The organism is Paenibacillus sp. 7523-1 (assembly GCF_002276415.1).
Classification (GTDB): Bacteria; Bacillota; Bacilli; order Paenibacillales; family Paenibacillaceae; genus Paenibacillus; species Paenibacillus illinoisensis_A.
Genome location: NZ_NPBR01000031.1, coordinates 27,220 through 53,372, shown reverse-complemented (window position 1 = coordinate 53,372; position 26,153 = coordinate 27,220). Strand labels below are relative to the sequence as shown.

26 protein-coding genes and 1 tRNA gene are annotated in these 26,153 nt (G+C 45.6%); 2 read left to right on the top strand and 25 right to left on the bottom strand.

The window, feature by feature from the left end; translation table 11 throughout:
- Nucleotides 1–9 precede the first annotated feature (9 nt).
- The 19 genes from dnaB to rpsF all read right to left on the bottom strand — a co-directional run bounded on the left by dnaB (nucleotide 10) and on the right by rpsF (nucleotide 21,078).
- Entirely contained in the window at nucleotides 10–1,371 is a 1,362-nt protein-coding gene (dnaB, locus tag CHH60_RS28105) for a replicative DNA helicase (RefSeq protein ID WP_095362200.1), read from the bottom strand.
- Between the two features lies 1 nt (nucleotide 1,372).
- A complete protein-coding gene (gene rplI, locus CHH60_RS28100) occupies nucleotides 1,373–1,816 on the bottom strand; it encodes a 50S ribosomal protein L9 (RefSeq protein ID WP_095290578.1) in 444 nt (147 codons plus the stop codon).
- Nucleotides 1,813–3,801: a DHH family phosphoesterase gene (locus tag CHH60_RS28095; protein WP_095362199.1), complete on the bottom strand. Its 1,989-nt coding sequence runs from the start codon at nucleotides 3,799–3,801 to the stop codon at nucleotides 1,813–1,815. The genes rplI and CHH60_RS28095 overlap by 4 nt, the downstream gene beginning before the upstream one ends.
- A gap of 11 nt (nucleotides 3,802–3,812) precedes the next feature.
- Nucleotides 3,813–4,733: a DUF2232 domain-containing protein gene (locus tag CHH60_RS28090; protein ID WP_255248111.1), complete on the bottom strand. Its 921-nt coding sequence runs from the start codon at nucleotides 4,731–4,733 to the stop codon at nucleotides 3,813–3,815.
- Nucleotides 4,730–5,032, bottom strand: a complete 303-nt coding sequence (locus tag CHH60_RS28085) for a MazG-like family protein (RefSeq protein WP_095290575.1) — start codon at nucleotides 5,030–5,032, stop codon at nucleotides 4,730–4,732. The genes CHH60_RS28090 and CHH60_RS28085 overlap by 4 nt, the downstream gene beginning before the upstream one ends.
- Nucleotides 5,033–5,215: 183 nt before the next feature.
- The gene (locus CHH60_RS28080; protein WP_095362198.1) at nucleotides 5,216–5,641 is read right to left on the bottom strand and encodes a CBS domain-containing protein; all 426 of its coding nucleotides are present in this window, start codon (nucleotides 5,639–5,641) and stop codon (nucleotides 5,216–5,218) included.
- A 175-nt stretch (nucleotides 5,642–5,816) separates the two neighbouring features.
- Nucleotides 5,817–6,851 (bottom strand): LCP family protein, encoded by a 1,035-nt coding sequence (locus CHH60_RS28075; protein WP_095362197.1) that lies wholly within the window; start codon nucleotides 6,849–6,851, stop codon nucleotides 5,817–5,819.
- Between the two features lie 258 nt (nucleotides 6,852–7,109).
- Nucleotides 7,110–8,702 (bottom strand): MFS transporter, encoded by a 1,593-nt coding sequence (locus CHH60_RS28070; protein ID WP_095362196.1) that lies wholly within the window; start codon nucleotides 8,700–8,702, stop codon nucleotides 7,110–7,112.
- A 283-nt stretch (nucleotides 8,703–8,985) separates the two neighbouring features.
- The gene (locus CHH60_RS28065; RefSeq protein WP_095362195.1) at nucleotides 8,986–11,415 is read right to left on the bottom strand and encodes a S9 family peptidase; all 2,430 of its coding nucleotides are present in this window, start codon (nucleotides 11,413–11,415) and stop codon (nucleotides 8,986–8,988) included.
- 105 nt (nucleotides 11,416–11,520) lie between these two features.
- The gene (locus tag CHH60_RS28060; protein WP_255248110.1) at nucleotides 11,521–12,414 is read right to left on the bottom strand and encodes a D-alanyl-D-alanine carboxypeptidase family protein; all 894 of its coding nucleotides are present in this window, start codon (nucleotides 12,412–12,414) and stop codon (nucleotides 11,521–11,523) included.
- 302 nt (nucleotides 12,415–12,716) lie between these two features.
- Nucleotides 12,717–14,543, bottom strand: a complete 1,827-nt coding sequence (locus tag CHH60_RS28055; protein ID WP_095362194.1) for an oligopeptide ABC transporter substrate-binding protein — start codon at nucleotides 14,541–14,543, stop codon at nucleotides 12,717–12,719.
- Nucleotides 14,544–14,560: 17 nt separating this feature from the next.
- Nucleotides 14,561–15,466, bottom strand: a complete 906-nt coding sequence (locus tag CHH60_RS28050) for an ABC transporter permease (RefSeq protein ID WP_095362193.1) — start codon at nucleotides 15,464–15,466, stop codon at nucleotides 14,561–14,563.
- A gap of 29 nt (nucleotides 15,467–15,495) precedes the next feature.
- Nucleotides 15,496–16,458, bottom strand: a complete 963-nt coding sequence (opp4B, locus tag CHH60_RS28045) for an oligopeptide ABC transporter permease (protein WP_095362192.1) — start codon at nucleotides 16,456–16,458, stop codon at nucleotides 15,496–15,498.
- A gap of 7 nt (nucleotides 16,459–16,465) precedes the next feature.
- Nucleotides 16,466–17,398 (bottom strand): ABC transporter ATP-binding protein, encoded by a 933-nt coding sequence (locus tag CHH60_RS28040; protein WP_095362191.1) that lies wholly within the window; start codon nucleotides 17,396–17,398, stop codon nucleotides 16,466–16,468.
- 4 nt (nucleotides 17,399–17,402) lie between these two features.
- Nucleotides 17,403–18,401: an ABC transporter ATP-binding protein gene (locus CHH60_RS28035; protein ID WP_095293497.1), complete on the bottom strand. Its 999-nt coding sequence runs from the start codon at nucleotides 18,399–18,401 to the stop codon at nucleotides 17,403–17,405.
- Between the two features lie 728 nt (nucleotides 18,402–19,129).
- Nucleotides 19,130–19,720 (bottom strand): M15 family metallopeptidase, encoded by a 591-nt coding sequence (locus tag CHH60_RS28030; protein ID WP_095362190.1) that lies wholly within the window; start codon nucleotides 19,718–19,720, stop codon nucleotides 19,130–19,132.
- A gap of 201 nt (nucleotides 19,721–19,921) precedes the next feature.
- On the bottom strand, nucleotides 19,922–20,194 hold the full coding sequence (gene rpsR, locus CHH60_RS28025; RefSeq protein ID WP_062327715.1) for a 30S ribosomal protein S18: 273 nt from the start codon (nucleotides 20,192–20,194) through the stop codon (nucleotides 19,922–19,924).
- Between the two features lie 56 nt (nucleotides 20,195–20,250).
- Nucleotides 20,251–20,736 (bottom strand): single-stranded DNA-binding protein, encoded by a 486-nt coding sequence (ssb, locus tag CHH60_RS28020; protein WP_095293499.1) that lies wholly within the window; start codon nucleotides 20,734–20,736, stop codon nucleotides 20,251–20,253.
- 48 nt (nucleotides 20,737–20,784) lie between these two features.
- Nucleotides 20,785–21,078 (bottom strand): 30S ribosomal protein S6, encoded by a 294-nt coding sequence (gene rpsF, locus CHH60_RS28015; protein ID WP_024629534.1) that lies wholly within the window; start codon nucleotides 21,076–21,078, stop codon nucleotides 20,785–20,787.
- Between the two features lie 199 nt (nucleotides 21,079–21,277).
- On the opposite strand from rpsF, the gene CHH60_RS28010 reads away from it, so the two are divergent.
- Complete coding sequence (locus CHH60_RS28010; RefSeq protein WP_095362189.1) at nucleotides 21,278–21,472, top strand: YjzC family protein; 195 nt, start codon at nucleotides 21,278–21,280, stop codon at nucleotides 21,470–21,472.
- A gap of 396 nt (nucleotides 21,473–21,868) precedes the next feature.
- Here the strand turns inward: CHH60_RS28010 and CHH60_RS28005 are convergent.
- The 4 genes from CHH60_RS28005 to CHH60_RS27990 all read right to left on the bottom strand — a co-directional run bounded on the left by CHH60_RS28005 (nucleotide 21,869) and on the right by CHH60_RS27990 (nucleotide 23,493).
- A tRNA-Ser gene (locus tag CHH60_RS28005) sits at nucleotides 21,869–21,959 on the bottom strand.
- 102 nt (nucleotides 21,960–22,061) lie between these two features.
- Entirely contained in the window at nucleotides 22,062–22,271 is a 210-nt protein-coding gene (locus CHH60_RS28000; protein ID WP_095362223.1) for a DUF951 domain-containing protein, read from the bottom strand.
- The gene (locus tag CHH60_RS27995; RefSeq protein ID WP_095362188.1) at nucleotides 22,261–23,226 is read right to left on the bottom strand and encodes a mechanosensitive ion channel family protein; all 966 of its coding nucleotides are present in this window, start codon (nucleotides 23,224–23,226) and stop codon (nucleotides 22,261–22,263) included. Before CHH60_RS27995 ends, CHH60_RS28000 begins: the two co-directional genes overlap by 11 nt.
- A 15-nt stretch (nucleotides 23,227–23,241) precedes the next feature.
- Nucleotides 23,242–23,493 (bottom strand): DUF3343 domain-containing protein, encoded by a 252-nt coding sequence (locus CHH60_RS27990; protein WP_095293526.1) that lies wholly within the window; start codon nucleotides 23,491–23,493, stop codon nucleotides 23,242–23,244.
- Between the two features lie 161 nt (nucleotides 23,494–23,654).
- Between CHH60_RS27990 and yyaC the strand changes: the two genes are divergently transcribed.
- Complete coding sequence (gene yyaC / locus CHH60_RS27985; RefSeq protein ID WP_095362187.1) at nucleotides 23,655–24,260, top strand: spore protease YyaC; 606 nt, start codon at nucleotides 23,655–23,657, stop codon at nucleotides 24,258–24,260.
- Here yyaC and CHH60_RS27980 read toward each other — a convergent pair.
- Nucleotides 24,235–24,735, bottom strand: coding sequence for a DUF4446 family protein (locus tag CHH60_RS27980; protein ID WP_095362186.1), 501 nt, complete (start codon nucleotides 24,733–24,735; stop codon nucleotides 24,235–24,237). The two genes, yyaC and CHH60_RS27980, sit on opposite strands and share 26 nt — an antisense overlap.
- A 184-nt stretch (nucleotides 24,736–24,919) precedes the next feature.
- The gene (locus CHH60_RS27975; protein ID WP_375335070.1) at nucleotides 24,920–26,116 is read right to left on the bottom strand and encodes an aminotransferase class V-fold PLP-dependent enzyme; all 1,197 of its coding nucleotides are present in this window, start codon (nucleotides 26,114–26,116) and stop codon (nucleotides 24,920–24,922) included.
- Nucleotides 26,117–26,153 lie beyond the last annotated feature (37 nt).

The following is a 26,153-nucleotide window of genomic DNA, read 5'->3' as shown; positions in this document are numbered from 1 at the left end:
AACTATCATCTACATGGCAAAGGCATCATTATGTGCCCGCTCATAGTTAACGAACTTATTGAAGTTTTTGAGGAACACCAGCTCAACCGTACCTACCGGACCATTACGCTGCTTGGCGATAATAATCTCGATAATATTTTTCTTCTCGGTCTCCTGGTTATAGTAGTCATCCCGGTACAGGAACGCTACGATATCCGCATCTTGCTCGATCGAACCCGATTCCCGCAAGTCACTCATCATCGGACGTTTATCCTGACGCTGCTCTACACCCCGGCTCAGCTGGGATAAGGCAATAACCGGAACCTCAAGTTCCCGGCCAATCTGTTTCAGTGTACGCGAAATCTCTGATACTTCCTGCTGACGGTTCTCGCCCGCTTTACCGCGGCCGCTGATCAGCTGGAGGTAGTCGATCAGAATCATGCCAAGACCTTTTTCTTTTTTGAGTCGACGACATTTGGCACGAATATCGGCTACGGTAATCCCTGGCGTATCATCGATATAGATATCTGCTTCGTTTAATGCAGCGATCCCCATCGTCAGCTTTTGCCAGTCCTCGTCCCCTTTGAATTCACCAGTACGAAGAACCCCTGCGTCTAGATTGGCTTCCGCACAGATCATACGCTGTACCAGCTGTGCGGCTGACATCTCCAGACTGAAGATGGCTACCGTCTCTTGCGCCCGAATGCCAACATTCTGAGCGATATTCAAGGCAAAGGCTGTCTTACCTACCGAAGGACGCGCAGCTACAATAATCAAGTCACTACGCTGGAATCCGGCAGTCATCTTGTCGAGATCGATAAATCCAGACGGAATTCCCGTTGTGGTTCCCCGGTTCTGATGCAGCGTCTCGACTTTGTCGAACACTTCCATCAGTACATCCTGAATAGCGATAAAACCGCTGCTGGAACGTCGGTTGGAAATCTCCAAAATGCGCCGCTCTGCTTCACCGAGCATAGCAGCAACGTCTTCACCGCCCGTATAGCCTTCGCTAACAATCTGCGTAGCTGTACGGATCAAGCGCCGTAGCATCGATTTCTCTTCGATAATCTGTGCGTAGTAATCCACGTTGGCAGCCGTAGGCACACCATGAGCCAGCTTCGCTAGATAGCTAACGCCGCCAATGTCCTCCAGCTCGCCTTTATCCTTCAGACGCGAAGTCAGCGTGACAAGGTCAATCGGTTGGTTTTCCTCTCCAAGCTGAATCATCGCTTCAAATATCAATTGATGGGGCTTATCATAGAAATCCTCGGTTTGCACCCGTTCCATCGCTGTAATCAGGGCTTCGCCCTGCAACAGGATTGCACCCAGCACAGCCTGTTCGGCTTCCAGGTTCTGTGGGGGAATCCGGTCGAATAACATTTCGCCGCCCATCTTACTCCTCCGTTACCTGTACCTTCAAGGTAGCCTTCACTTCAGGGTGAACCTTGACGGTTACTTGCGTTACGCCGAGTGTGCGAATAGGCTCGTCCAGCTCAATTTTGCGTTTGTCGACTTTCAGACCTTTTGCAGCCAGAGCTTCAGCGATCTGTTTGCTTGTAATTGCACCGAACAATCGGCCGCCTTCGCCGGATTTTGCTTTCAGCTCAGTGACTTCTGCTTCCAGCTTTTTGCCGAGTACTTCCGCTTCAGCTTTCTCTTCCTGCTTGCGTCTTTCCTCCGCTGCATTCTGGTTATCCAGCGTTTTCATGTTACCGTCTGTAGCCAAGCGTGCCATTCCCCGTGGCAGAAGGAAATTCTGTGCGTATCCCTCGGATACTTCCTTCACTTGTCCTTTTTTCCCTTGACCTTTTACATCTTTTATAAAAATGACTTTCATTCGAACAGCCCCTCTTCCTTTTCGATTTCAGCCAGTACGTTCATCAGCCGTTTTTCTGCCTCTCCAAGCGTTCCTTCCAATTGCACGGCAGCATTCGTCAAATGTCCGCCACCGCCAAGCCTTTCCATGACGACCTGAACATTCATGCGGCCCAGTGACCTTGCACTGATGCCGATCAGTCCATCCGGACGCTCACTAATAACAAATGAAGCGACCACATCCGTCATATTCAGCAATGTGTCTGCCACCTGGGCAATCATCATCTGTGAAATCTTGCTGCCGGGATCCGTGACCGCCAGCGCAATATTCCCGTATACCATTTTAGCATGCTTTATGATTTCTGCCTTAGCAATATATTCTGACAAATCCTCTTTCATGAGACGCTGGATCATAATGGTGTCTGCACCACTGCGGCGCAGGAAACCTGCGGCTTCGAATGTCCTCGAACCTGTATGCAGTGCAAAATGCTTCGTATCCAGCGTAATCCCGGCTAGCAGAGCCGTTGCCTCAAGCGGAGTGAATTGTACCTTGTCATGAATATATTGCAGGAGCTCAGTCACCAGCTCCGCAGCCGAAGAAGCATATGGCTCCAGATAGATTAATACCGCATCGTTAATAAATTCCTCTCCGCGGCGGTGGTGATCTACCACCACGACGCGATTGGCCGATTGCACAAGCTTCGGTTCCATCGTCATCGATGCCTTATGGGTATCAACCACTACGAGCAACGTATGCTCCGTCATCATTTGTGTCGCTTGCTCAGGTGAGATGAAGGCTTTGGACAATTTCTCATCCTTATTCACCTGCTCCATTAATCGTTCGATGGATGGGTTGATTCCATCCAGGACAATTCTTGCTTCTACATTGTATAAACTTGCTGCCTTCCACACGCCAATTGAAGCTCCGATTGCATCCATGTCGGGCATCTTGTGACCCATGATCAGCACTCGATCGCTCTCCTGCATCAAATCACGCAAGGCATGGGCAATTACCCGTGCTCTGACCCGTGTACGTTTCTCCACAGCATTGGATTTTCCACCGTAGAAGGACAAGCGTTGTCCGGACTTCACAGCAGCCTGATCCCCGCCGCGTCCAAGCGCCATATCCAAACTGGACTGTGCCAGTTCACCCATCTCACTGATCGTTTCCGAACCAAATGCAAGTCCAATACTGAGTGTCATCGGAACTTTAAGATCTGCCGTCATCTCTCGCACTTCATCCAGAATGACGAAACGGCTCTGTTCGAGCTCCTGCAGCGACTTATGGTTCAGCATCATCAGATAGCGGTCAGAAGAGAGACGGCGTAAGTAAACTTCATATCTCTTCGCCCAGGATGTAATCTCGCTTGTTACCCGCGCGATAAGCGCAGTTCGCTGCTGATCGTCCATCCCTTGTGAAGCCTCATCCAGATTATCCAATACCAGAATACCCAGTGCAATGCGTTCATTCTCATATTTATCGCGCAGTATGGCAAGCTCCGTGATCTCGTAAACATATACATACCGCTCCTGCGGGTTATGAATAACGCCATAGAACCGGTCATCCAACTGGAACTCATCATGAAGTTCCTTGGCCGGTTCTTTGGTTCCATCCTTTTTTTCTTTCGGCTGAGGCAGCTTCGGGAAAAGGTTAAGCAGTGGATTGCCCACCATCGTCTTTTCCTGAAACATCTCCCCAACAAAGCGGTTGTGCCACTCTACCGTACGATCCTCGCTGTACAGCACGATCCCGAATGGGAGCATGCTGATTGCTTCGCCCTCCATTCGTTTGATGCGAATGGACAGGCCGTTAATGTAGTCGTTAAGCTCGCGGCGGAACGCCATCTCCGCCTTAATCATGACGATTCCCAGCGCTGAAGCCAGTATCAGACTAATCAAACCAAGCGCCCAGTTATAGATGGTCACGAACATAACAAGCAGAAGCAGCAGTATGAACGCCCATACGGTATAGTAGCCGTGCCAGCGTTTCTTCAGAAATTTAGGCATGACTCATCACCCTAACGTTTTGGTCTCGATATTGCCTCGCGAAGCGGGAACGCCAGATCGATAATCCCGATAATCCGAAGCGGCCCAATGAAGAAGACCGCAACCGCCAGCAAATACGGTATAACCGGGTTCCACTTCTTCGCATGTGCCAGGAAGAAGAAGAAACCGATGGCTTGAATCATGAAGCCCAGATTAATCAAAGGCGACAAGTTCATCGCAATCATCGTCCAGTATGTCCCATCGCTCTGTCTGGAGATGACCTCGAAGAGCAGTGCCAGGAAATAATACCAGATCAGAGCACGAGGCATACGCCATTCACGCGCTGGTGGCAGCTTCGATACGGATACACCCATCACATTCAAAATAGGACGAGCAATCACGTGTGTGATGAGCGACATCACCATGGATGTCACAACCAAAGCGAACGGAATCATAAGTTGTGTCTGCCTTGCGACATCCTGAGTCATTTCAGGTGTCCACGCAAAGCCATTTACCATTTGATTAGACGTATTCGTTAGTGGCTCAATTGTAAGTCTCACTACATCATCAATATAACTCGACAGATCGAATTGGAAGATAACACTTCCAATCAGCAAGAGCAGCAGGTATTCTGCCAGCATGGCTCCGGTTCCCGACAATAATGCGAACAAGGCCGATTTCCTTTTCTTATAGGCATTACCCATAATGATCGCAGGCAGGGTGAACAGCAGCAGCAGTAATAGATAGATCGGATGAAACAGGACTAATATGACCGCTACCGGAACAAGGTGCCATATAAATGATTTCACAGATAAGGAAGCATACAAAATAACTCCAGGAACCATCATGAAAAATATGGCGAGAACCGATAAAGGAGTTAACAGCGAAAGCAGCAAGAGCAGGTATACTGCGCTCCAGACGGCTGACTTCAAGCTAAATTTCAACAAATTCACCTCTTACGCATATGATCTTCTAGCGCGGATATATCCTGGTACCAGTCTTCAAGCTGGTGACCTTCCGATTTGTGCTTTCTCAACTTCTCAATTAACAATGCATCCAGATCCTTGAAAGGAATACCGAGCCTTCGGCCCAATATGTAACTACTCATCATCAGACTGGCGAGACTGTCCCCGATGCGGGAGGTACTGCCTTCCCATAACGCTTTAAACAATCGGGATACCTGGTCAAGTACTTCGGTTTTCAGCCATTCAATCACTTTAGCGCGTTTGGCTACATCCAGTTCTTTAGGCATATTGGCGAAAGTCACTCTCCCCGAAAAAGCTTTATTCTCCATTATAGCATAAAAAGGGGGTCCACAAAATCATCCCCCATGGCAGGAAAATGCCCGCGCTTCTTATGCTTCCTAATGCTTAACATGATACTGAGAGGCTCTGATTATCCGCGTTCAATGAAGCTTAATTTCATTTATTATTTCTTACTTGGCTTTCATGGACTCTTTGGAGACAATGCCTTCACAGTATTCAATAATCTGACTGCGCCGTACAATACCAATAAAACGTTCCATATCATCGACTACAGGCACAAAGTTCTGTACCTTGGCGAGATTGATCAGGTCTTCCATATTGGCATCAATGGATACCGGCTTAATATCGAGGCGAAGAGGTACATCTTTGAGCAGAAATTTTGAAGCGTTTTCAAATGAAATCTTTCCCTCAGCGTTTTTCATATACCACAACAGATCACCTTCGGTGACCGTGCCTATATATTTGCCTTCCTTATTCAAAATGGGTACCGCCGTAAATCGATGATACTCCATTCGTTCCAACGTTTGCCGCAGAGTAGAATCCGACGTTACACAGGTAACCTCTTGCTTAGGCAGCAAAAAAAATGCGATGTTCATACCCTTACGTATCCTCCTTGTATTTCTACTTCAAGTTACGCCTCAACTTATATTATACGGATCAAAACGCAAGATGTTCCAAAAGGTTAAAATCGCCCTCCAATGAAAAAAATCAGCAGCCCGCTCATTAACGTACTGCTGATTGTTGTCATACACATGGTCTGTATGGAATTCATTAGTCGATCGCTTGCCGGTCTGGAACCATGACTTCACCGGCTGGGGTCGATTCATCCATCCAGTTGTTAATCAGCTCTTTGGCATATTGGACATCCTTCTCATCCGCCTGACCATAATAGATACCGTCTTTACGCATCCCTTCGCCGAGAATGGTGAAGCTCGAGATTTGCGGTTTATCCTGGGTCATGACCTGTTTGGCCAGATCAGTAATAAATGATGGCTGCATGTCTGTCTGGAAGTTCTCTCCCATAATCTGAATCAATTCCGGAATTTTCGTAATCTGATTCAGACTCAGCATTTCGTTTGCCATGGCGTTCAGGAAAATCTGCTGCCGCTTGGTACGATTAAAATCACTATCCTCGCGGTATCTTACATAATAAAGGGCTTCCTGACCATCATAGATCGGTTTGCCGCCTTCAATCGTGAATTGTACGTGATTCGGATCCTTGTTCACGATATCCTCTTCTATCGGCAGCTTCACTCCACCAAGCGCATCCACGACCTTTTTGATTCCGTCAAAATTGATCGTTGCATAGTAGCCTACATCCGCATCCAGAAACTTCTCCACCGTATTAATGGACATATTCTCCCCTCCGAAAGCGTAGGCATGCGCAAGTTTGTCGTAATCATCTATGCCATCCTTGTTGGCATCACGTCCAACAATCTGCACATAAGTATCACGGGGGATGGATACGAGCAATACACGTGATTCTTTCGGTCTGACCACGGCATAAATGACCGTATCCGAGCGACCACGCGTTTTCTCGTAAGCACGTTTGTCAGAACCAAGCAGCAGCACCGAAAACGGCTCTTTGCGATAGACGGTTGGGTCAGGCGTTTTATTGCCCTCTTGCGGAACATACGATTTGGACAACTGGCCCTCTACAGAGCCCGCCAGGAACAGGTCAAATGCAGCTACAGCGAGCTGCTGGCGAAACAAATACCCGCCAATCAACAAAACAACGAGCGACACGAGAGTTATATATATGCCTTTTCTTCTTTTCTTCTTCTTTTCTTTAGTTCTGCTTTTCATTCATCGATTCCTTCTTCACTGTCAAAATGAAATTCGATACTACATATCATTAAACGTCTGAAACTGCTTATGACACGGTGCTCTCTGAACTTTTCTCTATCTCGGGCAGGAACAACGCTCACGCTCGTTCTATTTTAAACATTGCTACAGGACGAAAAGTTACAATACGGTTAAATTGAAAAGAACAGCACTTCCTTTTTGGCTCGTTCAAAGGTAAGGCTGTTCTCTTCAAATTATACGTAGATCTATTCTATAAGGTCAATTGGTGGATACTGTATCCACACGTTTGTTTTTCTCTCTTGTACGCAAACGTCCAGTAATCAGGGCAGCTGCCAAGGTCAGTACACTGAAGATAACGGCAGACCAGAACAGCCCGTTGTAGCCTTGACCAGTCGTTTGATGAACGGCTTGGATCAGCACATCCCGAATACCTGGGTCAGGAATTTGGGACAATCCTTCCGTCAGACTCGCCACATCGCTTCCCGATGCTCCGCCTGCTCCTGAGGCATACTGTTGAAGCAATTCTGGAGGAACCTGGATTCCCTGATCAGCGAGCCCTGTCTGAATATTGGAGCCCAAGTTGGAGAACGAACGTGCGAGAAATCCTGCAAAGATGGTAGGCGCAATGGCCATCGCCATCTGGCGGAACAAGGAACTGGTTGCTACGGCAATGCCCTTGTTGTTCTCACCAGCCTGTTCCGTGACGAGCACGTTTACCGGCGCCCCCAGCATCATGCCGAAACCGATCCCGACAAGCACACTCGCAATGACAAACTGCCAGATATGCTCTACCCATAGCGGGAACAGCAGGAATCCAATCGCAGACAGCAAACCGGCAACGGATAAGGTCCAGATCGGTCCTTTGCGGTCAACCAGGTAACCACCACCACCTGCACCAATACCTGACGCCAAGGCAAGCGGGGTAAACCAATAACCTGAAGCTGTACTGGATACACCCAGATATTGCTCCACGAAGCCTGGAATGAAGATCACGGATGCCAGAATGGCTCCCGAGAAAAAGGCAATCAGCAGCGTCCAACGAAAGGACGCAATGCCCAGAAGTTGAGTCGATACGACAGGTTCACGTTGCGAGCCTTCCAGCCTTTTTTCCAAAAAGTAAAAGAACACCAGAATGACCACACCTGCCAGGAAAAATCCATAGAACATCGGCGAGCCGAGGCTCTGCAGCATATCTACGCCGTCCAGATTACTGAAGCTGTACATCAAACTCAGTACCCCGAGTGTGAGAACGGCAATACCACTCCAGTCCACCGCAGCGCGATTCAACTCCTGTTCTTCATGGATGAATCGAATGCCCGCGATAAATAAGAGAATGGCGATCGGTACATTAATGAGGAATAACCAGTGCCAATTTCCCGTAATATCCAAAATAAAAGCACCAATATTTGGCCCCAGAATCGCAGCAACACCATTCATGCCTCCAAGCAAGCCTAAGGCTGTACCCTGACGTTCAGCAGGAAACTTACTCAGCACATACGAACTGGCAATAATAAAGATCCCGCCACCACCCAGTGCCTGGATGACACGCGCAATCAGGAAGAAGGTAAATGATGGACTCATTGCGACAAGCAATGATCCTATTCCGAACAGTGCGACTTCAATCAAAAACAGCTTTTTGCGGCCATAACGGTCCGACAGCTTCCCTGCAATCGGTACACTCACCGCAAGACCAAGCGTATAGAGGGTAATTGTCCATGCTCCCCACGTTGGAGATACGCCAAACGAAGCATTTAGCGTTGTCAGCGATGACGTGATAATACCATTATCGAGTGCAGCCATGAATACCCCTATCGCAAATAAAATGAGCGGCCATTTCATTTGTTTTTGCATCTCTTCTTACCTCCCCGATCAGATCACAATGACCCAGCCTATGCCGGGATGCTACATATATATTAAACAAAATAAAACAATAATGACTCACTGGTCATTTTAAAACAAAGGGATTTCATATGTCAATTCATTAATATGAATTTACTCTGGTAATTAGCATGCTTTTAAGAAAAAAGCTGCCCCCAGATTATGTTTGAATCTAATCTGAGGGACAGCTCGCTGACTTATGAAGATAACCTATGGCTTCTTAATTTAGTAAACAGAATAACTTGAATGTACACTATTACTGCATCAAGTGACGATGGAGGAATTTCTCAATGGCCCGATACAGATCAAGCTGATTCTCAACATTAGCGAAGCCATGACCTTCATTCGCTTTTAACATGTAAGGTACATCCACACCACGTTCACGCAGTGCTTCCACGATCTGATCAGACTCTGCCTGTTTAACCCGCGGATCATTCGCACCCTGTACGACAAATAGCGGCGCCTTCATCTGATCGATATGGAACAATGGTGAGGCTGCAGTCAGCAGCTCCTTGTCCTTCACCGGATCACCCATGCGCTCATAGAACATGTTCCGCTCAGACTCCCAATAGGGTGGAAGGGAATCCAGCAGGGTGAACAGATTGGAAGGTCCCACATAGCTGATGCCGGCTGCATACACGTCCGGTGTGAATGCCAGTCCAGCTAGCGCTGCGTAACCTCCATAAGATCCTCCGTAAATGGCTACACGTTCTGGATCAACTGTTCCTTCTTTTACCAGCCAGTTTACGCCATCCGTAAGATCGTTCTGCATCGCTTTGCCCCACTCTTTGTTTCCTGCATCCAGGAACGCTTTGCCATAGCCAGTAGAGCCACGGAAGTTCACCTGCAGTACAGCATACCCGCGGCTGGCAAGGAACTGGACTTCCGGACTGAAGCCCCATGAGTCACGAGCCCATGGACCGCCGTGCGGGACAACAACGAGTGGTAGCCCGGAAGCTTCCGCCCCGTTAGGTAGTGTCAGATAGCCATGAATGGTTAAACCATCACGTGACGTATAGGTCACAGGTTTCATGTCTGACATTTTGCTCTCATCAATCCATGGTGCAGCATCAGCCAGTTTATCCAGCTTGCCTGTCTTCGAGTCGTAGAAATAATAGGTGCCCATCGACTTGTCACTATAAGCGGCGAACAGGACCTGACCTTCTTCGCTCATGTTGGAAATGCTAACTTCCTCGCCGGGCACTTTGGCTTGAAGATCCTGCATTAATTTTTTGAACTCGTCATCGAAGAATTCATAGTTTATCTTGTCTGTCTCGTAAACTGCTGCAAGAATTGTTCCCTTCTCTTTGGAAGGCACGAAGCTGCTTACATCCACGTCTTTGTTTTCATAAATGGTTTTGGTTACCTTCTTGGTGCTAGGACTAAATTCCACGATAGCTGTTTTATCCCGATCCAGGTTAGACGCAACATAGATATTTTTGTTGTCATAGGTGAACATCAGAGGAACAAACGTCTCTCCCAGCTCTGTGGTTAGCAATGGCTCAAACGGTTTATCCTCCGAATCGCGATACATTAACGAGGATACGTTGCCATCACTGGATACGGCAACACGAATCTTACCTTCGTGGTCTGTTAACCAGCCCGAGATATTACCTGGATTCTCGGCAGCAAGCACAGCTTCGCCTGTCTTAATGTTGATGCGGTATACATCAAAGATCCGAGGATCACGTTTGTTCATGCCCACCAGAATTTCATCTGGAATGCTCTCCAGCGGATCAACCAACATGGCTCTTGTATTGGGGTATGGGGTAAGATCCTTGCTGTTCTTCCCATCCATATCCGTAACATAAATATGATAATTCTCGTCTCCGGCTTCATCCTTCACATAGAGCAACTTATCGTCGGTAGCCCATACAAAGGCAGCAATACTGCGATCGGTTTCACTCGTAATCCGGATCGGCTTGCCTGTACTGCCATTTTCCTTAACTACAACGTTCATACGGTTATTCCACGGTTCGAGATAGGCCATATGCTTGCCGTCCGGCGACATCTGGAATCCAGCCTGAGCAGGTTGCTTGAAGAAATCCTCTAATGGTGTAAGGCCCTCGGCTGCTACATCAAGCCCTAGTGCCAGATACAATGCTTCGGCAAATTCACCATGAGTCACTGTACCCTTGGCATTAAATGCACTGCCTTCAATGATAAAATGCTGCTTGAGGCGGATCGCATCCTCTGCATGTACTGCGGGAATCTGTTTCATATCACTGTATACGACCTGTATTCCGTTATCTTTCAATTCAAATGCCCGGATAAATAATGAGGCCATCTGTGCCCGTGTGAGTGGTGCATTCGGTGCATAGCCTTTGGCTTGTCCCTGAATGAGACCACTTTGCTTCAATGCATAGATTGCCGGTGCAGCTTCGTCTTGAGCCAGAACATCAGCGAAGCCTGTAAGAGATGCAGGTGTATCGAGCTTAAGTACACGTTGTAGGATGATTGCTGCTTGAGCACGCGTTATTGGTGTCTGTGTTTGTTGCATTCCATCTGTTGTACCATCTATGTATCCCAGTTGCTGAAGCGTCTGTGCTGCCTTCGAAGTTATGGCTTCAGCAACGGCTGCTGTAGGCTTGCTTGCTTCGGCTGCCAGAACTGCAGGCTGAATCAGAGCAATGGACATGGCCATGGTTAGCGTTACAGCATATACCTTTTTGCTAATTGCGTTCAATATTAAGTCCCCCTTATAAGTGAATTACAGAATAATATGGAATTATTCGTAAATCATTTTACCATGATAATCCATAAGTTTACAGTTAGGGGAATACGGCAACATTTAATTCTTTGAGCCAGAGAAACCATAATTTAGTAGTTTGCGCGTTTCGTTAAAACGGCTTTCGCGGCTTTCTGTACCAAATACGACCGAGATCAGTCTTTTGCCATCGCGCTCTGCTGTTCCTACAAAGTGGTAGCCTGTAAGTGGATCATAGCCAGTTTTCAATCCGTCATTGCCGTCGTAAGTGTAAGGTCCTCCAATGGACGATAGCATCCAGTTCGTGTTACTCATATAAATCCCTTTTTGATGCATGGAGACCTGCGTTTGGCTGGAGACCTTGAGTACTTCGGGGTAATTTTCAATCAGATATTGTGCAAGTTTGCATGCATCCGTAGCTGTCATAACGGTCTGTCCCTGAATTACATCAGGACGGTTAGGACCCAGCTGCTTCTCACTTAGTCCTGTTGAATTCCTGAAGACAGTATCCGTCGACATGCCAATCTCTGAGGATTTCTCGTTCATCTTCTGTACAAACGACTGCTCTGTGCCACCAATATGCTCTGCAAGCGCGACAGCTGCATCATTAGCGGAATACACCGCCATCGTCTGGAAAAGCTCCTGTACTGTAAATTTCTCACCTTGCTTAAGTGCAAGCTGAGTGCCCCCCACCGAACTGGCGTACAGGCTAACATTAACCGCATCATCCCAGCGTGCCTCGCCATTCATAACAGCTTCCATGACGAGCAGCTCTGTCATCAACTTGCTGATACCCGCAGGGGCCATTTCCATTGAACCGTTATAATCCATCAGGATCTTGCCTGTACTCAAATCCATCAGTACCGCAGATTCTGCCTTGATTCCCGGTTTGCCTATAAGTATGTCCGGTTTAACACCCACATATATAATGACCAGCAGAGCCAGCAGCATTCCTGCCCGTTTCCACCATATTTTCATCAGTGAATCACCTCTTATAGATATAGACGAATGAAAGAGGCATTTGGTCTGCACTTTTTTGCAAAAAAGTTAAATTTTTTTTATTTTTTTGTCATCAAAAAAACATGGACTCTATTCACCCCATGCCAGAGTGATAGAATCCATGTTTTAATTGACACTTTTTATCGTACCCAGAGGAATTCATTTACCCGATCGAGCAACCGATTTCGTCAAAGGACCCCAATCCTTATGGCTGCTCATAGATTCAAAAGTAACCTTTCCTTGAGAACATGGCACTTATAGTTAGAATAAGAAAAGTATAATTACTCAGCCACTACTGGTTTGTCTGCGTTAACAGCCAGATCGTTCAGGTAGATCCCCGTTCCATCACCAATAGCGTAGTTCATCACACGTTTGTTGACCGGTGCTACTACAGCACGGTACAGCGTCGGGAATACTGGAACTTCATCAACCATGTACTGCTGCCATTCATTGTAGATTTCTTTGCGTTTGTCTACGTCGAAGGCTTCAGCAGAGACACCTTTTGCAAGCAACTCATCATTTTTCTCACTTGAGAATCTGGAGAAGTTATACAGTGCATCGCGACCATACAAGCCTGCTGGGTCTACGTCAATACCTACACCCCATGCTGCTTGGTACACATCGATGTTTGGATCATCTTTACCTGTGTTACCTACACGGTCATAGAAGCTGTTAAATTCAACCATTTCGAGGTTCACTTTCAGGCCGATTGCTGCCCAAGATTGAACATAGTATTGGGCCAGAGGTTGAGCGATGTCACCACCTGTCATAGAAACAAAGTTGATTTCCAACGGTGATCCGTCGGGTTTAGTACGGAACTCGCCATCTAGTTTGTAGCCAGCTTCATCAAGCAATGCTTTTGCTGCTTCAGGATCATATGCTACGCCCGGATTGTTGGAGTCATGGAATTCCGGGTGAGACGGTGGAATCAATGTTGTTGCGTTCCAGCGCAGACCGTTATAGAAACGTTTACCGACTTGGTCGTTGTCTACAGCCATCCACATTGCTTTACGCAAGTTTTTGTCAGCCATTTTTGCATCAGGATTCGTTACAACTTTTCCGTTTTCTTCATCCCATGTACCCAGTTTGAAACCGATGTACGTATAAGCACGGTCGATTGTACCCAGGAATTCTACGTTGGACATATCTGCATTGTCTTTATATTGCTCTGTCGGGAATGCATCCACGAGGTCTACCCCGCCAGATTTCAATTCTTGAACAACCGTTGTTGGGTTGATAACTTTCAGAGTCACTTTATCCAGTTTTGGAGCTCCACGCCAGTAATCTTCATTCTTAACGTAGGTTACAGACTCACCTGGAGTAATGGTTTCCACTTTAAATGGACCAAAACCGATTGGAGTTTCACGCACTTCTTTGGAAGAGGACATTTTCGCTACTTCCATATCCCCGAAGATATGTTTAGCCAGCGGATACGTCCATACGCCACCTGTAAGCAGGGACGGTGTAGATTCTTTATACGTAATGCTGATTTGTTTGTCGCTCAGCACTTTAATACCGGAAATTGTTTTTGCTTTACCTGCGTGGTATTCATCCATACCTACTACATTTGTGAAGTTGGAATCGTAACGGGGACCATCATAGTCTTTGTGACCGATTACCTCAAACGCGAACTGCAAATCTTCAGCTGTTACTGGCTTACCATCATGCCAGTTTACATTATCACGAATGGTCAATGTGAACGTTTTCCCGTCTTCCGATGTCTCATACGTTGCTGCACCATCATTGGTGTATACATAGTCTTTATCCCAAGTCAGCAAACCTTCATCAAACCAACCGAGAACTACGGAATCAGGGTTACCGGAATAGAAGTTATAGTTCAGTGTTCCTTCAAATGCTGTGTCGGACACGAGCCCGTAAGTGATGGATCCACCTTCAATGGCAGTGCCCTCATTGGTTTTAACATTGTTAAAATCCTCAATGGAGTATACGCCTTCTTCATTAGCAGGCTTCTCCTCTGTCTTCGTCTCCCCTGTGTTCGAAGAAGGCGTTGGTGTTGCTGCCTCTTTCTCCGAGCACGCCGCAAGCGCCAGTACGAAGACCAACATCATCGTGAAAAATAGTCCCCGTGAAAAAAATCTCTTTTTCATGAACCTTTCCTCCCTTTTTAACCTCTTCTTTGTCTTGCATCAGTCGCACGCTTAAGGGCTTGACCGACATTATTTATACTCAACATCAATACCAGAATAAGTACTGACGCAGGTAGCCATATCCACCATCTGGATTCCAGGGTTTGCGGATTACGTGCATAACTTACGAGTGTTCCAAGACTCGGCGTGCTTTCAGGGAATCCAAACCCCAAGAAAGACAACCCGGATTCAAGGCCAATATTGGCAGCGAGGTTCAATGTCATCGTTACGATGATGATGGAGCTCAGATTAGGTAGAACCTGTGAAAGCATGATTTTGAGATGGGAAGAACCCAACGTTTTTGATGCCTTTACATAGTCCAGTTCTCGTTCCTGCAATGCTTTGGAGCGGATCAACCTGGCAATACCCATCCATAAAAAGGCGGTCATAATGAGTGAGAACGAAACGATATTATATTTCGGTACCGCTGTTACAAAAGCGATAACAATCATCAACATCGGAAGAATCATGAAGAAATCAACTACACGCATAAACAGGTTGTCAATCATACCACCGAAGTAACCGGATAAAAGGCCAACTAAGATACCTATAAATCCAGTCATTAGCGTAACGATAATACCAATCGTCAACGAGTTACGTGTACCAATAACCAGTTGGCCGAATACGTCACGACCACCGTAATCCGTTCCAAGCCAGTATTGTGCGGAAGGTGGCTCATACAATGCAAACAAATCCACCTTAACAATCTCCTCCTGATCCAGGATCAGGGAAGTACCATATACGAGAAGGATGACCAGGCCCAAAAATATGAGCGAGATTAACGCCACCTTATCTCGCACTAGCTCTCTCCACAAGATACTCAAGCTAGAGGGGCTTTTATCCAGTTTCTGTGAAGTTACAACGACATCATTGGCCTTGCTCATCTTGTTTTCACCCCGAAATCTTCAAGTTCTTACTTGATCCGTATGCGTGGATCGACAATGCCCAGAATTATGTCAGACAACAGCGCTCCTAGAATTGACGCTACACCATATAGAAGCACAAGTGCAGTCACAACACTGAAATCCCGCAAGGAGATCGAATTAAGGAACAATTGTCCCATGCCTGGGTAGCTGAATATACTCTCGATAAAAACGGTACCTCCAATAAGGCCTGTGATCTCATATCCAAAAAATGCAGCTATCGGCAGCAAAGAGTTCCTTAAAATATGCCTATTGTAGATTCTCGATTCTGAAGCACCCTTTGCTCTTGCAGTAAGAACAAATTCTTTGTGTTTAATATCAATAATCTCACTACGCAGGTATTGTACGGTAGAGACCGTAGTAATGAGTGCCATGGAAAGGGCCGGTAATAACAGGTGATAGAACTTGCTCATTACATAGGTAAACGTGCCTGGCGTAAGTCCCGGTTCCACACTGCCCCCCGTTGGGAACCAGCCAAAATGAAATCCGAAGACCCATACCATTACCAGAGCAAAAATAAACAATGGAGCGGCAAATCCCAGATACGTGTAACCTGTGATCAATCGATCAGACCAAGTATCATTGTAACGACCACTGATAATGCCAAGTGGAATGGCAATCAAGTAAGTCAATACAAGTGTCGCAAGTGCTAACCAGAATGTATTGGCAACCCTCTGCCCAATCAGGTCTGTTACTGGCATCTTGAATCGGAACGATTGTCCAAAGTCACCTTGGACAGCATTTTTGATCCAATCCCAATACTGCACATACCAAGGATTATTCAATCCCAATCTTTCGCGCTGAGCTTCCAGCGCTTTCGGATCAACGCTTGGGTCGAGCAATCCTGTTAACGCATCCCCCGGCATAGCCTTGGCCATCAAAAAGACTAAAAGGCTTAACAGGAAGATTTGAGGGATCATAATGATAATTCTTCGTACTATCGTTTTCCACATATGGCCTTCAACCTTTCTGAGGTAGAGCTACTCGGTGAGTATTGGAAATGGATTTGAGCGAGTAAGCAAGCCCTTCCTCATCAAAGAAGTTTCGGTATGAATTCTCATACTCGGATTTAACCTGCTGACGGAAAGCATTCATCTCGTCACGTTTGGTTGGATCCATATCCGGAATAGCTGCTATGAGACGCTTGGTATAGATATGCTGTGGATTCTCAAAAATATCATCGGTCGTTCCTTGCTCTACGTAACGACCTTTATACATAATCCCAATCTGATCACACATATGTCTTATAATTCCGAGGTCATGACTGATGAACAGATAGGTCAGATTTAACTCTTTTTGAATCTCCTGCATGAAATTAAGCACTTGTGCCTGTACGGATACATCCAGAGCGGATACGGGCTCATCTGCAATGATTAGTTTCGGCTTCAGTGCAATTGCCCGGGCAATTCCGATCCGCTGCCGCTGTCCTCCGGAAAATTCATGAGGATACTTATAGATGGACTCCGGACTTAGACCTACTCTTTCTAGCAAATCCCTGACTTGTCTCTTCTCTTCCGTAGCTGTAAGTCGCTCATAGTTGCGAAGAGGTTCAGCAATAATATCGATAACCCTCTTCTTGGGATTCAGTGAAGAATAGGGATCTTGAAAAATCATTTGCACGTCTCGCTGGAGTTGTCTGTCCTTACGGCGCTCTTTGGTAAGGTCCTTGCCGTTAAATAAAATTCTTCCGGCTGTTACATGGTTGAGTCCAATGACAGCTCTCCCTGTCGTCGTTTTGCCTGAGCCTGACTCGCCAACGAGTCCGTAAGTCTGTCCCTGCTCAATGGAGAAGCTTACATCATCAACTGCCTTGATACTTCCAATTTCACGTTTGATCAATCCACCGCGAATTGGAAAGTGTATTTTGAGTCCTTCAACTTCGAGTAATGCCATTATGTTATTCCTCCTCAGCTTGATCAGGGAAATGAAAGTGCTGGTAACAGGTGCAGCGCACAAAGTGACCTGGAGCAATTTCATGCATCTGCGGGTTCTCTTCATGGGCCGAATCACTGATCCACGGGATTCGGGCCTTGAATCGACACCCTTTGCGAGGAAGATTTTTTAATGAAGGTACAATACCTTGAATGACATGCAGCTTCGATTTTTCTTCGGTAATCGTAGGAATAGAGTTCAATAGAGATCTTGTGTATGGATGTTTCGCATTGTTCATTAGCGTGTAGATATCTGCAATCTCAACGATTTCACCTGCGTACATAACTGCAACGCGATCCGCCATCTCAGCAACCACCCCAAGATCATGTGTAATCAGGATGATGCCAGCATTGATCTCGTTCTTCAAATCCCGGATAAGTTCAAGAATCTGAAGTTGAATCGTAACGTCAAGTGCTGTTGTAGGCTCATCGGCAATGAGCAGTTCCGGTTTATTTGCAATGGCAATTGCAATAACAACACGCTGCCTCATACCGCCAGATAGTTCGTGGGGATACTGCTTGTATATCTGTTCGGGACGTGGAATCCCTACTTGGTTAAGCAGATCAATAACCTTGTCTTTCTTTTCTTTAGAAGACATTTTAGGTTGATGTAGTGTCAGAATCTCATCGATCTGGTCACCAATAATCATCAGAGGATTTAATGCGGAAAGTGGGTCCTGAAAGATCATTCCCATCTCTTTACCGCGGAGTTTGTTTAATTTGTTAGGAGAGATATTTGCAATATCCTGTCCTTTATATAGAATCTGGCCATCAATTTTGGCTTTGTTGTGAAGACCCATAATTGAAAATGCGAACGCACTTTTGCCTGATCCTGATTCTCCAACAATCGCTAATACTTCGTTTTTCTTAACCGTAAGGTTAACGTGATCAACTGCTGCATAATAGTCATCTTCAATTCTGAATGATGTAGTTAGATTTCTGACTTCCAATAGCTCTGTGTTCAAATCAATCACCCTAACCCCATAATTTCTGCAGACTGTATTCACATATATTTAAGAATGCATCCACTGTATATTTCCATGTTCTTGAAGAAGACGAACAAAAGTTTATACAAATTACTAATTCATTAGGAGAAACGAGTTTCGATATTGCTGTTTAGACCATTGGTCAATTAATGTTGATAAATCCTAGCGGAATTATATTGGAAAATAATTAATGTAATCATACGTGTAAATTTAGGTGACGTCAATAAGTATTTTGCGATTATTGGTATAAATGTTTTTTATATCATAGTTTTGGGTATTAGTTATATTTTTAAGGTGCTTTATCAAGGGGATTTCGATATTATTTCGACTTTTTTTGCGAGAGGTTCTGAAGTAGGAGAGTGAGAATGCCAAATATATAACATTTACCTTACGTGCATTACGTACTAACATGTCAAATCGATTTAATTTTAAATATATATGTTAGGTTTGTGGTAAATATTCAATTCAGTTTGCCTGTTCTATGTCAGCTGTCTTTTTAGCAAATTTATGCCTATGCGATTATTTTTATGCTATTCATTAAGTCTGTGTTAAAATTCTAGTTATTCTAGTATAGTTTTATTTATTTGCTGCTGTAAAGGACTAATTGTAATCTTTTATCATTTTTTTTACAAAAGAATGAAAAAAGCCCTGCAAAATGCAAGGCTTTTCCGATATTTATACATTATATTGTATTTTAATTATACTCTTTATGGTGATTCCGGCGGGCGTTTGCCACGCTTCAACTCATTGATGCTTAAGCCAAAATCCATCTGCAGATGAGGATAATCCGGAAAGTTAGCCCAGTCGCCTCCCCATGTAAATCCTAACTCCTTGGCCATATCCACAACTTCCATCCAGTCTGCTTGTCCATTGCCGTTATCATCACGCTCCATATCCCATACTACATCACCATCTGGCGTCCGAAGTGCAAAATCAATAGCCAGTCCATAATTATGATATGACTCCCCGCCCCTGGCATTCGTAACTATATTCCCAGTGGTGGCTCGGCCTTGATTAAACAGCTCATCCTGCTCTTCTATACTTCGATAACCATGGGTGATAACGATATCTATACCACGCCGGGCTGCTTTGCGTACCAGTAACTGCTCACTCTCTGCCACGACGGGATGGAGACCTGTGATGGGTGCAGCTTCTCTCGTATAATCTGGCCAAATTTCGTAAGTATCCTCTTTCTGTTGTAGCCACACATATAAAACGGAAACTAGCAGCGTCGCTATTAGCCAAAAACGCAAACTTTTCTTTTGCTTTCGCTGCTCTTTTTTCTTGATTTTCTTCATATGCACTCCTGATGTTTTGATCTGTTATAAATGAAACACGGGGTTAACTCATCACTTACTCAAATGATAATCTATTCTATTATAAATGATTTGCATTCCAATTACTTCTCCACGATCATTTCAATCAGGTTCTCGTTCGTTTCAAAACACAAAAAAGCAGCCGGCTATAAGCCGGCTGCTTCGTATGCAAGCTGAGTAAGACTACTCAGTTGTGTATGGCAGCAATGCGATTTGACGGGAGCGTTTGATCGCGATCGTCAGCATGCGTTGATATTTAGCGCTAGTACCTGTTACACGGCGTGGCAAAATTTTTCCACGTTCGCTGATAAATTTACGAAGCAAGTCCGTATCTTTATAATCGATGTGAGTAATTTTGTTAGCTGTGAAGAAGCACACTTTACGACGTTTGTTACGGCCGCCACGGCGAGCCGGTCTTTTATCGTTGTCTCCGCCTTCTCTTTGCTTGAAGCTCATGCTTTTCAGTCCTTTCCTATCGTTAAACCAAATCACTCTAAGAGTGTCGGTTCACGTTAAAATGGCAAATCATCATCCGATATATCAATCGGTTTTCCGTCATCGGAAAAAGGATCCTGATTGTTGCTACGCGAATTGTTGTTATTGTTCGCGCGCCCGCCGCCTCCATAAGAAGGCTCTTCACGCATCGGTTGCCCACCGCCGCCACCGTTATTATCACGGTTACCTGACTCCAAGAAACGGACATTATCGGCAATGACTTCGGTCACGTATACACGTTTACCTTCGTTATTCTCGTAGTTCCGTACTTGAATGCGTCCTTCGACTGCAGCTAGGCGTCCTTTGCGCAAATAGTTTGCACAAGTTTCAGCAAGCTGTCTCCAGGTTACGACCGGAATGAAATCCGCTTCCCGCTCTCCCCCTTGGCTTGTAAACGGTCTGTCCACCGCCAAAGTAAATTGCGTAACTGCTACTCCTGCTGGAGTGTAACGCAACTCAGGATCCCGGGTTAACCGGCCGATCAGAATGACACGGTTCAACAATGTAATCCCCTCCTTCAGAGCGTATTGGTGCGTTAATCACGAGTTGTCTTAGGCAGACTTAACATCGTTCGTAATGAGATAACGAATTACTTCGTCAGAAATCTTCATGAGACGCTCAAGCTCAGTAACTACTGCTGGTTCAGCAGTGAAGTGTACCAGAACATAAACACCATCACGGAATTTCTTGATCTCATACGCAAGACGGCGTTTACCCATAACGTCGTGAGCTGTAACTTCACCACCGCCGTTGGAGATGATGCCTTGGAATTTATCGACTGTAGCTTGAACAACTTCTTGCTCAACGTCAGGACGAATAATGTACATCACTTCATATTTGCGCATAATTTTCACCTCCTTATGGACTCTGGCCCTCAATCCAGGTTGAGAGCAAGGAACGAGCACAAACTCGAACTATATTAATATAACAAAAATAAGACATCAATGCAAGCAAACGTTCCCTGTTTGTATTGGCACATGTTCATTCGAGTTCTGGAGACACTATGGATGCAGTAATAAGAAAAATATCTGAGGAGGTCTTACCATGGGCGAACAAACCGAATTTGAAAAAGGTGACAAAGCACCGAATGATGGAGAGTACACGGAAGTCGGAGAAAAAAGCTTCCATACCGAAATACAAAACCCTAAACGGATAACCCTCAAAAAGGGGGAATCCTTTCCTGAAACGAGCAACCAAAACCGGAAGTGGAAGAGATTAACGAAAGCCCGTGTTCATTAAAGAAAATTATTATTTAATAACACATGTATATAAAACGTAATAATGCACATAATACAATCAGGCGGTACACGAGAGAGGTGTGGTTCCGTTGGACAACGCAGCCGATCGTGTAATGTTGGAGATTCGTCACGTAATCTAAGAAGCAAGTGGTAGTGTGTAAGGCCCTTCGTCTGAGCACGAGTATTGCATCAGCAGTACGCCAGGTTTCTGATCTTACGACCGATTGTTTCCTAACTAACCGATGTATCGCCTACAAGGAGCCCTTCGGGGCTCCTTTGTTTTTTGTCGTAGACTTTTTTGGTTGTTTAAAATAAATAAAAAACCTTCCATTCGAGGAAGGTCCGATCACTTTATATTACTCAATATAATCCAGTTCATATGCACAAATGCTGTAAGTGGCGGAAAGGGTGGGATTCGAACCCACGCACGCTTTGACACGCCTAGCTGATTTCGAGTCAGCCCCCTTGGGCCTCTTGGGTACCTTTCCGCAGCAATACTGATTATAGCATGATCACATGCAGAACGCAATACCTGTGCTGCGCATGCATGAAAACGTTATTACGGTATGCATTTTATCACAGACTCGCATTTAGGATTCTGCAGCATCCTCTGCCGAGCGAAGAACTTTTTTCATGTTTTTCTCAAACTTTGCTCTCGGAATGAGTACACTGTGTTTACAGCCTACACATTTAATTCGAATATCCATCCCCATCCGAATAATCTCCATTTCATTACTTCCGCAGGGATGCTGCTTCTTCATCTGTACAATGTCTCCAAGCTGGAAACTCTTACGCTCCACCAGTACCATCCCCTTCATCCTTCTCCTGTCCGGCTGCCTGTTCCAATGCTGCGAGCTTACCCATCTCATGATACTCCATCGTTTTCTTTACATCACTCTGAATTTGACGCTCTACAGAACCTCTGGAGTTTGGCATACACTCTGCAACGATCCGAACGACATACTCTGAAGTGGTCATCGATTGAATGCCGAGCACATCCGGAACTTTTACAATATTGAGGTCCCGGTCTTCAATTCCAACCAGAGCCTGTTTGACCAAGTGAACAGATTCATCCAAGGTTTGATCACCCTTCATCGGGATATCCACCACAGCAAGCGCATTGGACATGGAGAAGTTTGTCACACTGGCAATCGTACCATTCGGAATAATATGAACTTCACCTTGCCAGCTAACCAGCTTGGTTGTTCTCAAGCCGATTACCTCAACGGTTCCTTTGTAGGTACCTGTCTGAATAACATCCCCTACAGCGAACTGGTCCTCCAATATAATGAAGAAACCCGTAATAACATCCTTCACTAAACCCTGTGCACCAAAACCGATGGCAAGTCCAAGCACACCTGCACTGGCCAGTAGGGGTCCAACTTGTATGTTGATCTCTGATAACAGTAACAGAATCATAATGAAATTACATGTTATGGAGGTCGCATTTTTCAGCAATTCACCTACCGTGACAAACCTGCGCGGGTTTACACGGACTTTGCCTTCCTGCTTCCGTTCCAGGCTGCGATCAATAATGCGGTACACAATCTTGATTACAATACGCGTGATAATAAAAATAATAACAATGCGAATGGAGCTGAACAGAATGTTTAGCCACATATCCGCATTAGTAACGGAATTCCACAACTTATCAGTCCAACTGACAGCACTTTTTACGGTTTCTTCTAAGGTATTATTATCATTCCCCGTACCCGGATTAGCAGGAGCTGTAGCAAAAAATTTAAAAGGCAGCATCAATTCCGACCTCCTCTACATGGGTATGTTATCATAGCTGTCTTCGGTTTTGAAATAAAGGCCCCGGATCTCTACAAACTCGTTCCGAATAATCTGCTGCACTCTTGCCAGATCTTCTTTTGGAAACTGTATACAGAGGGCACAGCCTGCCGTAATCTCTTTCGGGGTAGGAAATAAATCAATTTCAATCTCGGCAAATTCTAGCAGCATTTCCGCCCGCAAAGCCTGCTGGGTAGAATCAAAGGCAATCAGCATCCAATCATCCATCCACTCGTCCATATCCGGCTCCTTTCCGATTTCCAAGCATCATCCATGGGTTGTTCTCTCTCGGTGTAACCTTTAGGAAAAAGCTTGTCCGAACGAAGTATAAAACCTTCTATCCTTCCATATACTGTTACTACCATTCTCAAGGGGAAAGGATAGATCCTATGAATCCCAATTCGCGTTCTTATTCATCCCAAGATATGACCAGTTTGAAGATACCACATACCGACCCAGGCATACACTCCGCCATTATACATCGTTTAATGTTTCATCTCTATAAGGCGCACTCTCTGCAAAATGTCGTCATTGTCTGCATCGGCACAGATCGCTCTACAGGAGACTGTCTTGGTCCTCTGGTAGGCTCTTCGCTTGCGAAGTGGGACAGCCCCTTATTTCACCTCTATGGTACATTGGACGAACCTGTGCATGCAATGAACCTACAGGACACCCTGAATACCATTCAAAATACACACCATAATCCCTATGTAATAGGAATAGATGCCTGCCTCGGGCAATCCTCCAGTGTAGGCTGTATTCAGGTGGTCAATGGGCCGCTCAAGCCTGGTGCGGGTGTAAATAAAGAATTACCGCCGGTCGGCGATATCCATCTTACAGGTATCGTTAACGTCGGCGGCTTTATGGAATACTTTGTTTTGCAAAACACACGGCTTAGTCTTGTCATGCGCATGTCTGAAATTATAGCGAGCAGTCTTTACTCAGCCATTCGCGAATGGCATACACGCTCTACTCTGCTTGCTGTGCCAGAGTAATAGCTTCCTTCTCTTCAGGGGATAGTGTATAAGATGACTCTCCCCCTTTAAGAGGTTTGGCATACACATAAGAACCATCACGATTATAGATCCCTGTGAGGATCATCCCATCGTTATTATCGTTAATCATGGCCATGGAGAAACTCAGATCACTGCCTCTTTCTCCATAGGCATTATAACGCTTCACACCCACTTTACCCTGGATACGGGTCAGTTTTTGCATGACTGCCTGGATCTGACTAGTCTGCAATTTATGCTCGTCCTCAATGCTGTCCATCTGAATTTTCAGATTGATCAACAACGATTCCAGGTCCTCTACTCCACTGCCAGCCATCATCGCTTCGTATTTCCGTTTGAACTTGCGTAACTTTGCACCTTGGGCAATACTTACAATCAGTAAGATCACCAATAATAATGCCATTCCGCCAATAATCCATAGCAGCTGTTCCAGAATCAGCTCGTTTAATTCAGCCATGTAGTGCAACTACCCCTCTGTTTGTTTGTTCATTAACCTGTCCGTTCATTTGCCAACGAGTGATCGTACATTCGTAGGCCTTCCCCTAATAAATAAACCCTTTATCTATAGTAACTAATCAACTATTTTCCAATTTTAATAGATATCTCTCTATTTTGCTGCCCCTTTATACCAATCGTCGTAGTTACCGCGGTATTGTCAGTTCGTTTACTGCATGAATTAGAGCATCTATCTCTTGGCTAGTTGTTGAATATCCTACACTGGCTCTGACCGCTCCGCTCAAGGTGGTTCCGGCAGATTCATGAGCAAGAGGTGTACAGTGAAAACCGGAACGCACAGCAATACCATAACGCCGGTCCAGTTGAAAAGCTAGCTGAGCAGAATCATATCCCTCTACTGTAAAGGATACCAACCCGGTACGTGGTTGTCCAAGCTCTGGCCCAAGCATCCGAATTCCTGCTACAGATGATAACCCTTGCATCATATGTTGAGTTAATTCCCACTCATGCTTATAGATTGCTTCAGGAGTCAATTCCATCACATGTCTCACGCCGGCTGCCAGCCCTGCCATACCTACGGTATTCGGAGTTCCTGCCTCATATCGGTCTGGACGAACAAGCGGCTGCTGAATGGCTTCAGACTGACTGCCTGTTCCCCCATGAAGAAGCGGTTCGAGATCAAGTTCCGGAGCGATATAGAGGCCTCCGGTTCCCTGTGGACCGAGCAGACCCTTATGTCCTGGAAAGGCCAGCATATCGATACCGAGCTGCTGTACATCCACTGGCATAATACCAGCACTCTGAGCGGCATCTACGAGAAATGTTGCCCCATATTTACGGCTAATCAGCGATATTTCGCCAATAGGTAAAATGCTGCCAAGCAAGTTGGAACTATGTGTACATACAACCAATCTAGTGTTTGGACGAAACAAACGTTCGAGTTGAACCAGATCAATATCACCTGCAGCATTCACAGGTACATAATCTACTTCTACATTTCGGATCCGTCGCATATATTCCAGAGGCCGCCTGACCGAGTTATGCTCCGCCATTGTAGCAATGACATGATCCCCTTCTCGCAAGCAGCCTTGGATTGCAAGATTCAACGCTTCTGTCGTATTGGAACCGAGTGCAATATCATTGGCATTACTGATGCCAAAAAGACTGGATAGTACCTTCCTCGTGTCAAAAAGTACACGGCTTGCTTGAACAGCCATTCGATGGCTGCCTCTGCCCGGGTTAGCTCCGGCGACATCAAGGGCATGCAGCATGGCTTCACCAACAGCAGGCGGCTTAGGCCATGATGTAGCAGCATGATCCAGATAAATGACTTCCTTCACCTCACAACCACCCTCCGTCCTGTTCGTTGAGCGATCCACCATAAAACCAATCGTAAACGCCAGGGCTGAATAAGAAAAC

What these genes read in the sequence shown, in the direction of transcription:
- dnaB (WP_095362200.1), bottom strand. Translation starts at nt 1,371, where the DNA reads ATGGGCGGCGAAATGTTATTCGACCGGATTCCCCCACAGAACCTGGAA.
- rplI (WP_095290578.1), bottom strand. Translation starts at nt 1,816, where the DNA reads ATGAAAGTCATTTTTATAAAAGATGTAAAAGGTCAAGGGAAAAAAGGA.
- CHH60_RS28095 (WP_095362199.1), bottom strand. Translation starts at nt 3,801, where the DNA reads ATGCCTAAATTTCTGAAGAAACGCTGGCACGGCTACTATACCGTATGG.
- CHH60_RS28085 (WP_095290575.1), bottom strand. Translation starts at nt 5,032, where the DNA reads ATGCCTAAAGAACTGGATGTAGCCAAACGCGCTAAAGTGATTGAATGG.
- CHH60_RS28080 (WP_095362198.1), bottom strand. Translation starts at nt 5,641, where the DNA reads ATGAACATCGCATTTTTTTTGCTGCCTAAGCAAGAGGTTACCTGTGTA.
- CHH60_RS28075 (WP_095362197.1), bottom strand. Translation starts at nt 6,851, where the DNA reads ATGAAAAGCAGAACTAAAGAAAAGAAGAAGAAAAGAAGAAAAGGCATA.
- CHH60_RS28070 (WP_095362196.1), bottom strand. Translation starts at nt 8,702, where the DNA reads ATGCAAAAACAAATGAAATGGCCGCTCATTTTATTTGCGATAGGGGTA.
- CHH60_RS28060 (WP_255248110.1), bottom strand. Translation starts at nt 12,414, where the DNA reads ATGAAAATATGGTGGAAACGGGCAGGAATGCTGCTGGCTCTGCTGGTC.
- CHH60_RS28055 (WP_095362194.1), bottom strand. Translation starts at nt 14,543, where the DNA reads ATGAAAAAGAGATTTTTTTCACGGGGACTATTTTTCACGATGATGTTG.
- CHH60_RS28050 (WP_095362193.1), bottom strand. Translation starts at nt 15,466, where the DNA reads ATGAGCAAGGCCAATGATGTCGTTGTAACTTCACAGAAACTGGATAAA.
- opp4B (WP_095362192.1), bottom strand. Translation starts at nt 16,458, where the DNA reads ATGTGGAAAACGATAGTACGAAGAATTATCATTATGATCCCTCAAATC.
- CHH60_RS28040 (WP_095362191.1), bottom strand. Translation starts at nt 17,398, where the DNA reads ATGGCATTACTCGAAGTTGAAGGACTCAAAATACACTTTCCAATTCGC.
- CHH60_RS28030 (WP_095362190.1), bottom strand. Translation starts at nt 19,720, where the DNA reads ATGAAGAAAATCAAGAAAAAAGAGCAGCGAAAGCAAAAGAAAAGTTTG.
- rpsR (WP_062327715.1), bottom strand. Translation starts at nt 20,194, where the DNA reads ATGAGCTTCAAGCAAAGAGAAGGCGGAGACAACGATAAAAGACCGGCT.
- rpsF (WP_024629534.1), bottom strand. Translation starts at nt 21,078, where the DNA reads ATGCGCAAATATGAAGTGATGTACATTATTCGTCCTGACGTTGAGCAA.
- CHH60_RS28010 (WP_095362189.1), top strand. Translation starts at nt 21,278, where the DNA reads ATGGGCGAACAAACCGAATTTGAAAAAGGTGACAAAGCACCGAATGAT.
- CHH60_RS27995 (WP_095362188.1), bottom strand. Translation starts at nt 23,226, where the DNA reads ATGCTGCCTTTTAAATTTTTTGCTACAGCTCCTGCTAATCCGGGTACG.
- CHH60_RS27990 (WP_095293526.1), bottom strand. Translation starts at nt 23,493, where the DNA reads ATGGATGATTGGATGCTGATTGCCTTTGATTCTACCCAGCAGGCTTTG.
- yyaC (WP_095362187.1), top strand. Translation starts at nt 23,655, where the DNA reads ATGAATCCCAATTCGCGTTCTTATTCATCCCAAGATATGACCAGTTTG.
- CHH60_RS27980 (WP_095362186.1), bottom strand. Translation starts at nt 24,735, where the DNA reads ATGGCTGAATTAAACGAGCTGATTCTGGAACAGCTGCTATGGATTATT.
- CHH60_RS27975 (WP_375335070.1), bottom strand. Translation starts at nt 26,116, where the DNA reads ATGGTGGATCGCTCAACGAACAGGACGGAGGGTGGTTGTGAGGTGAAG.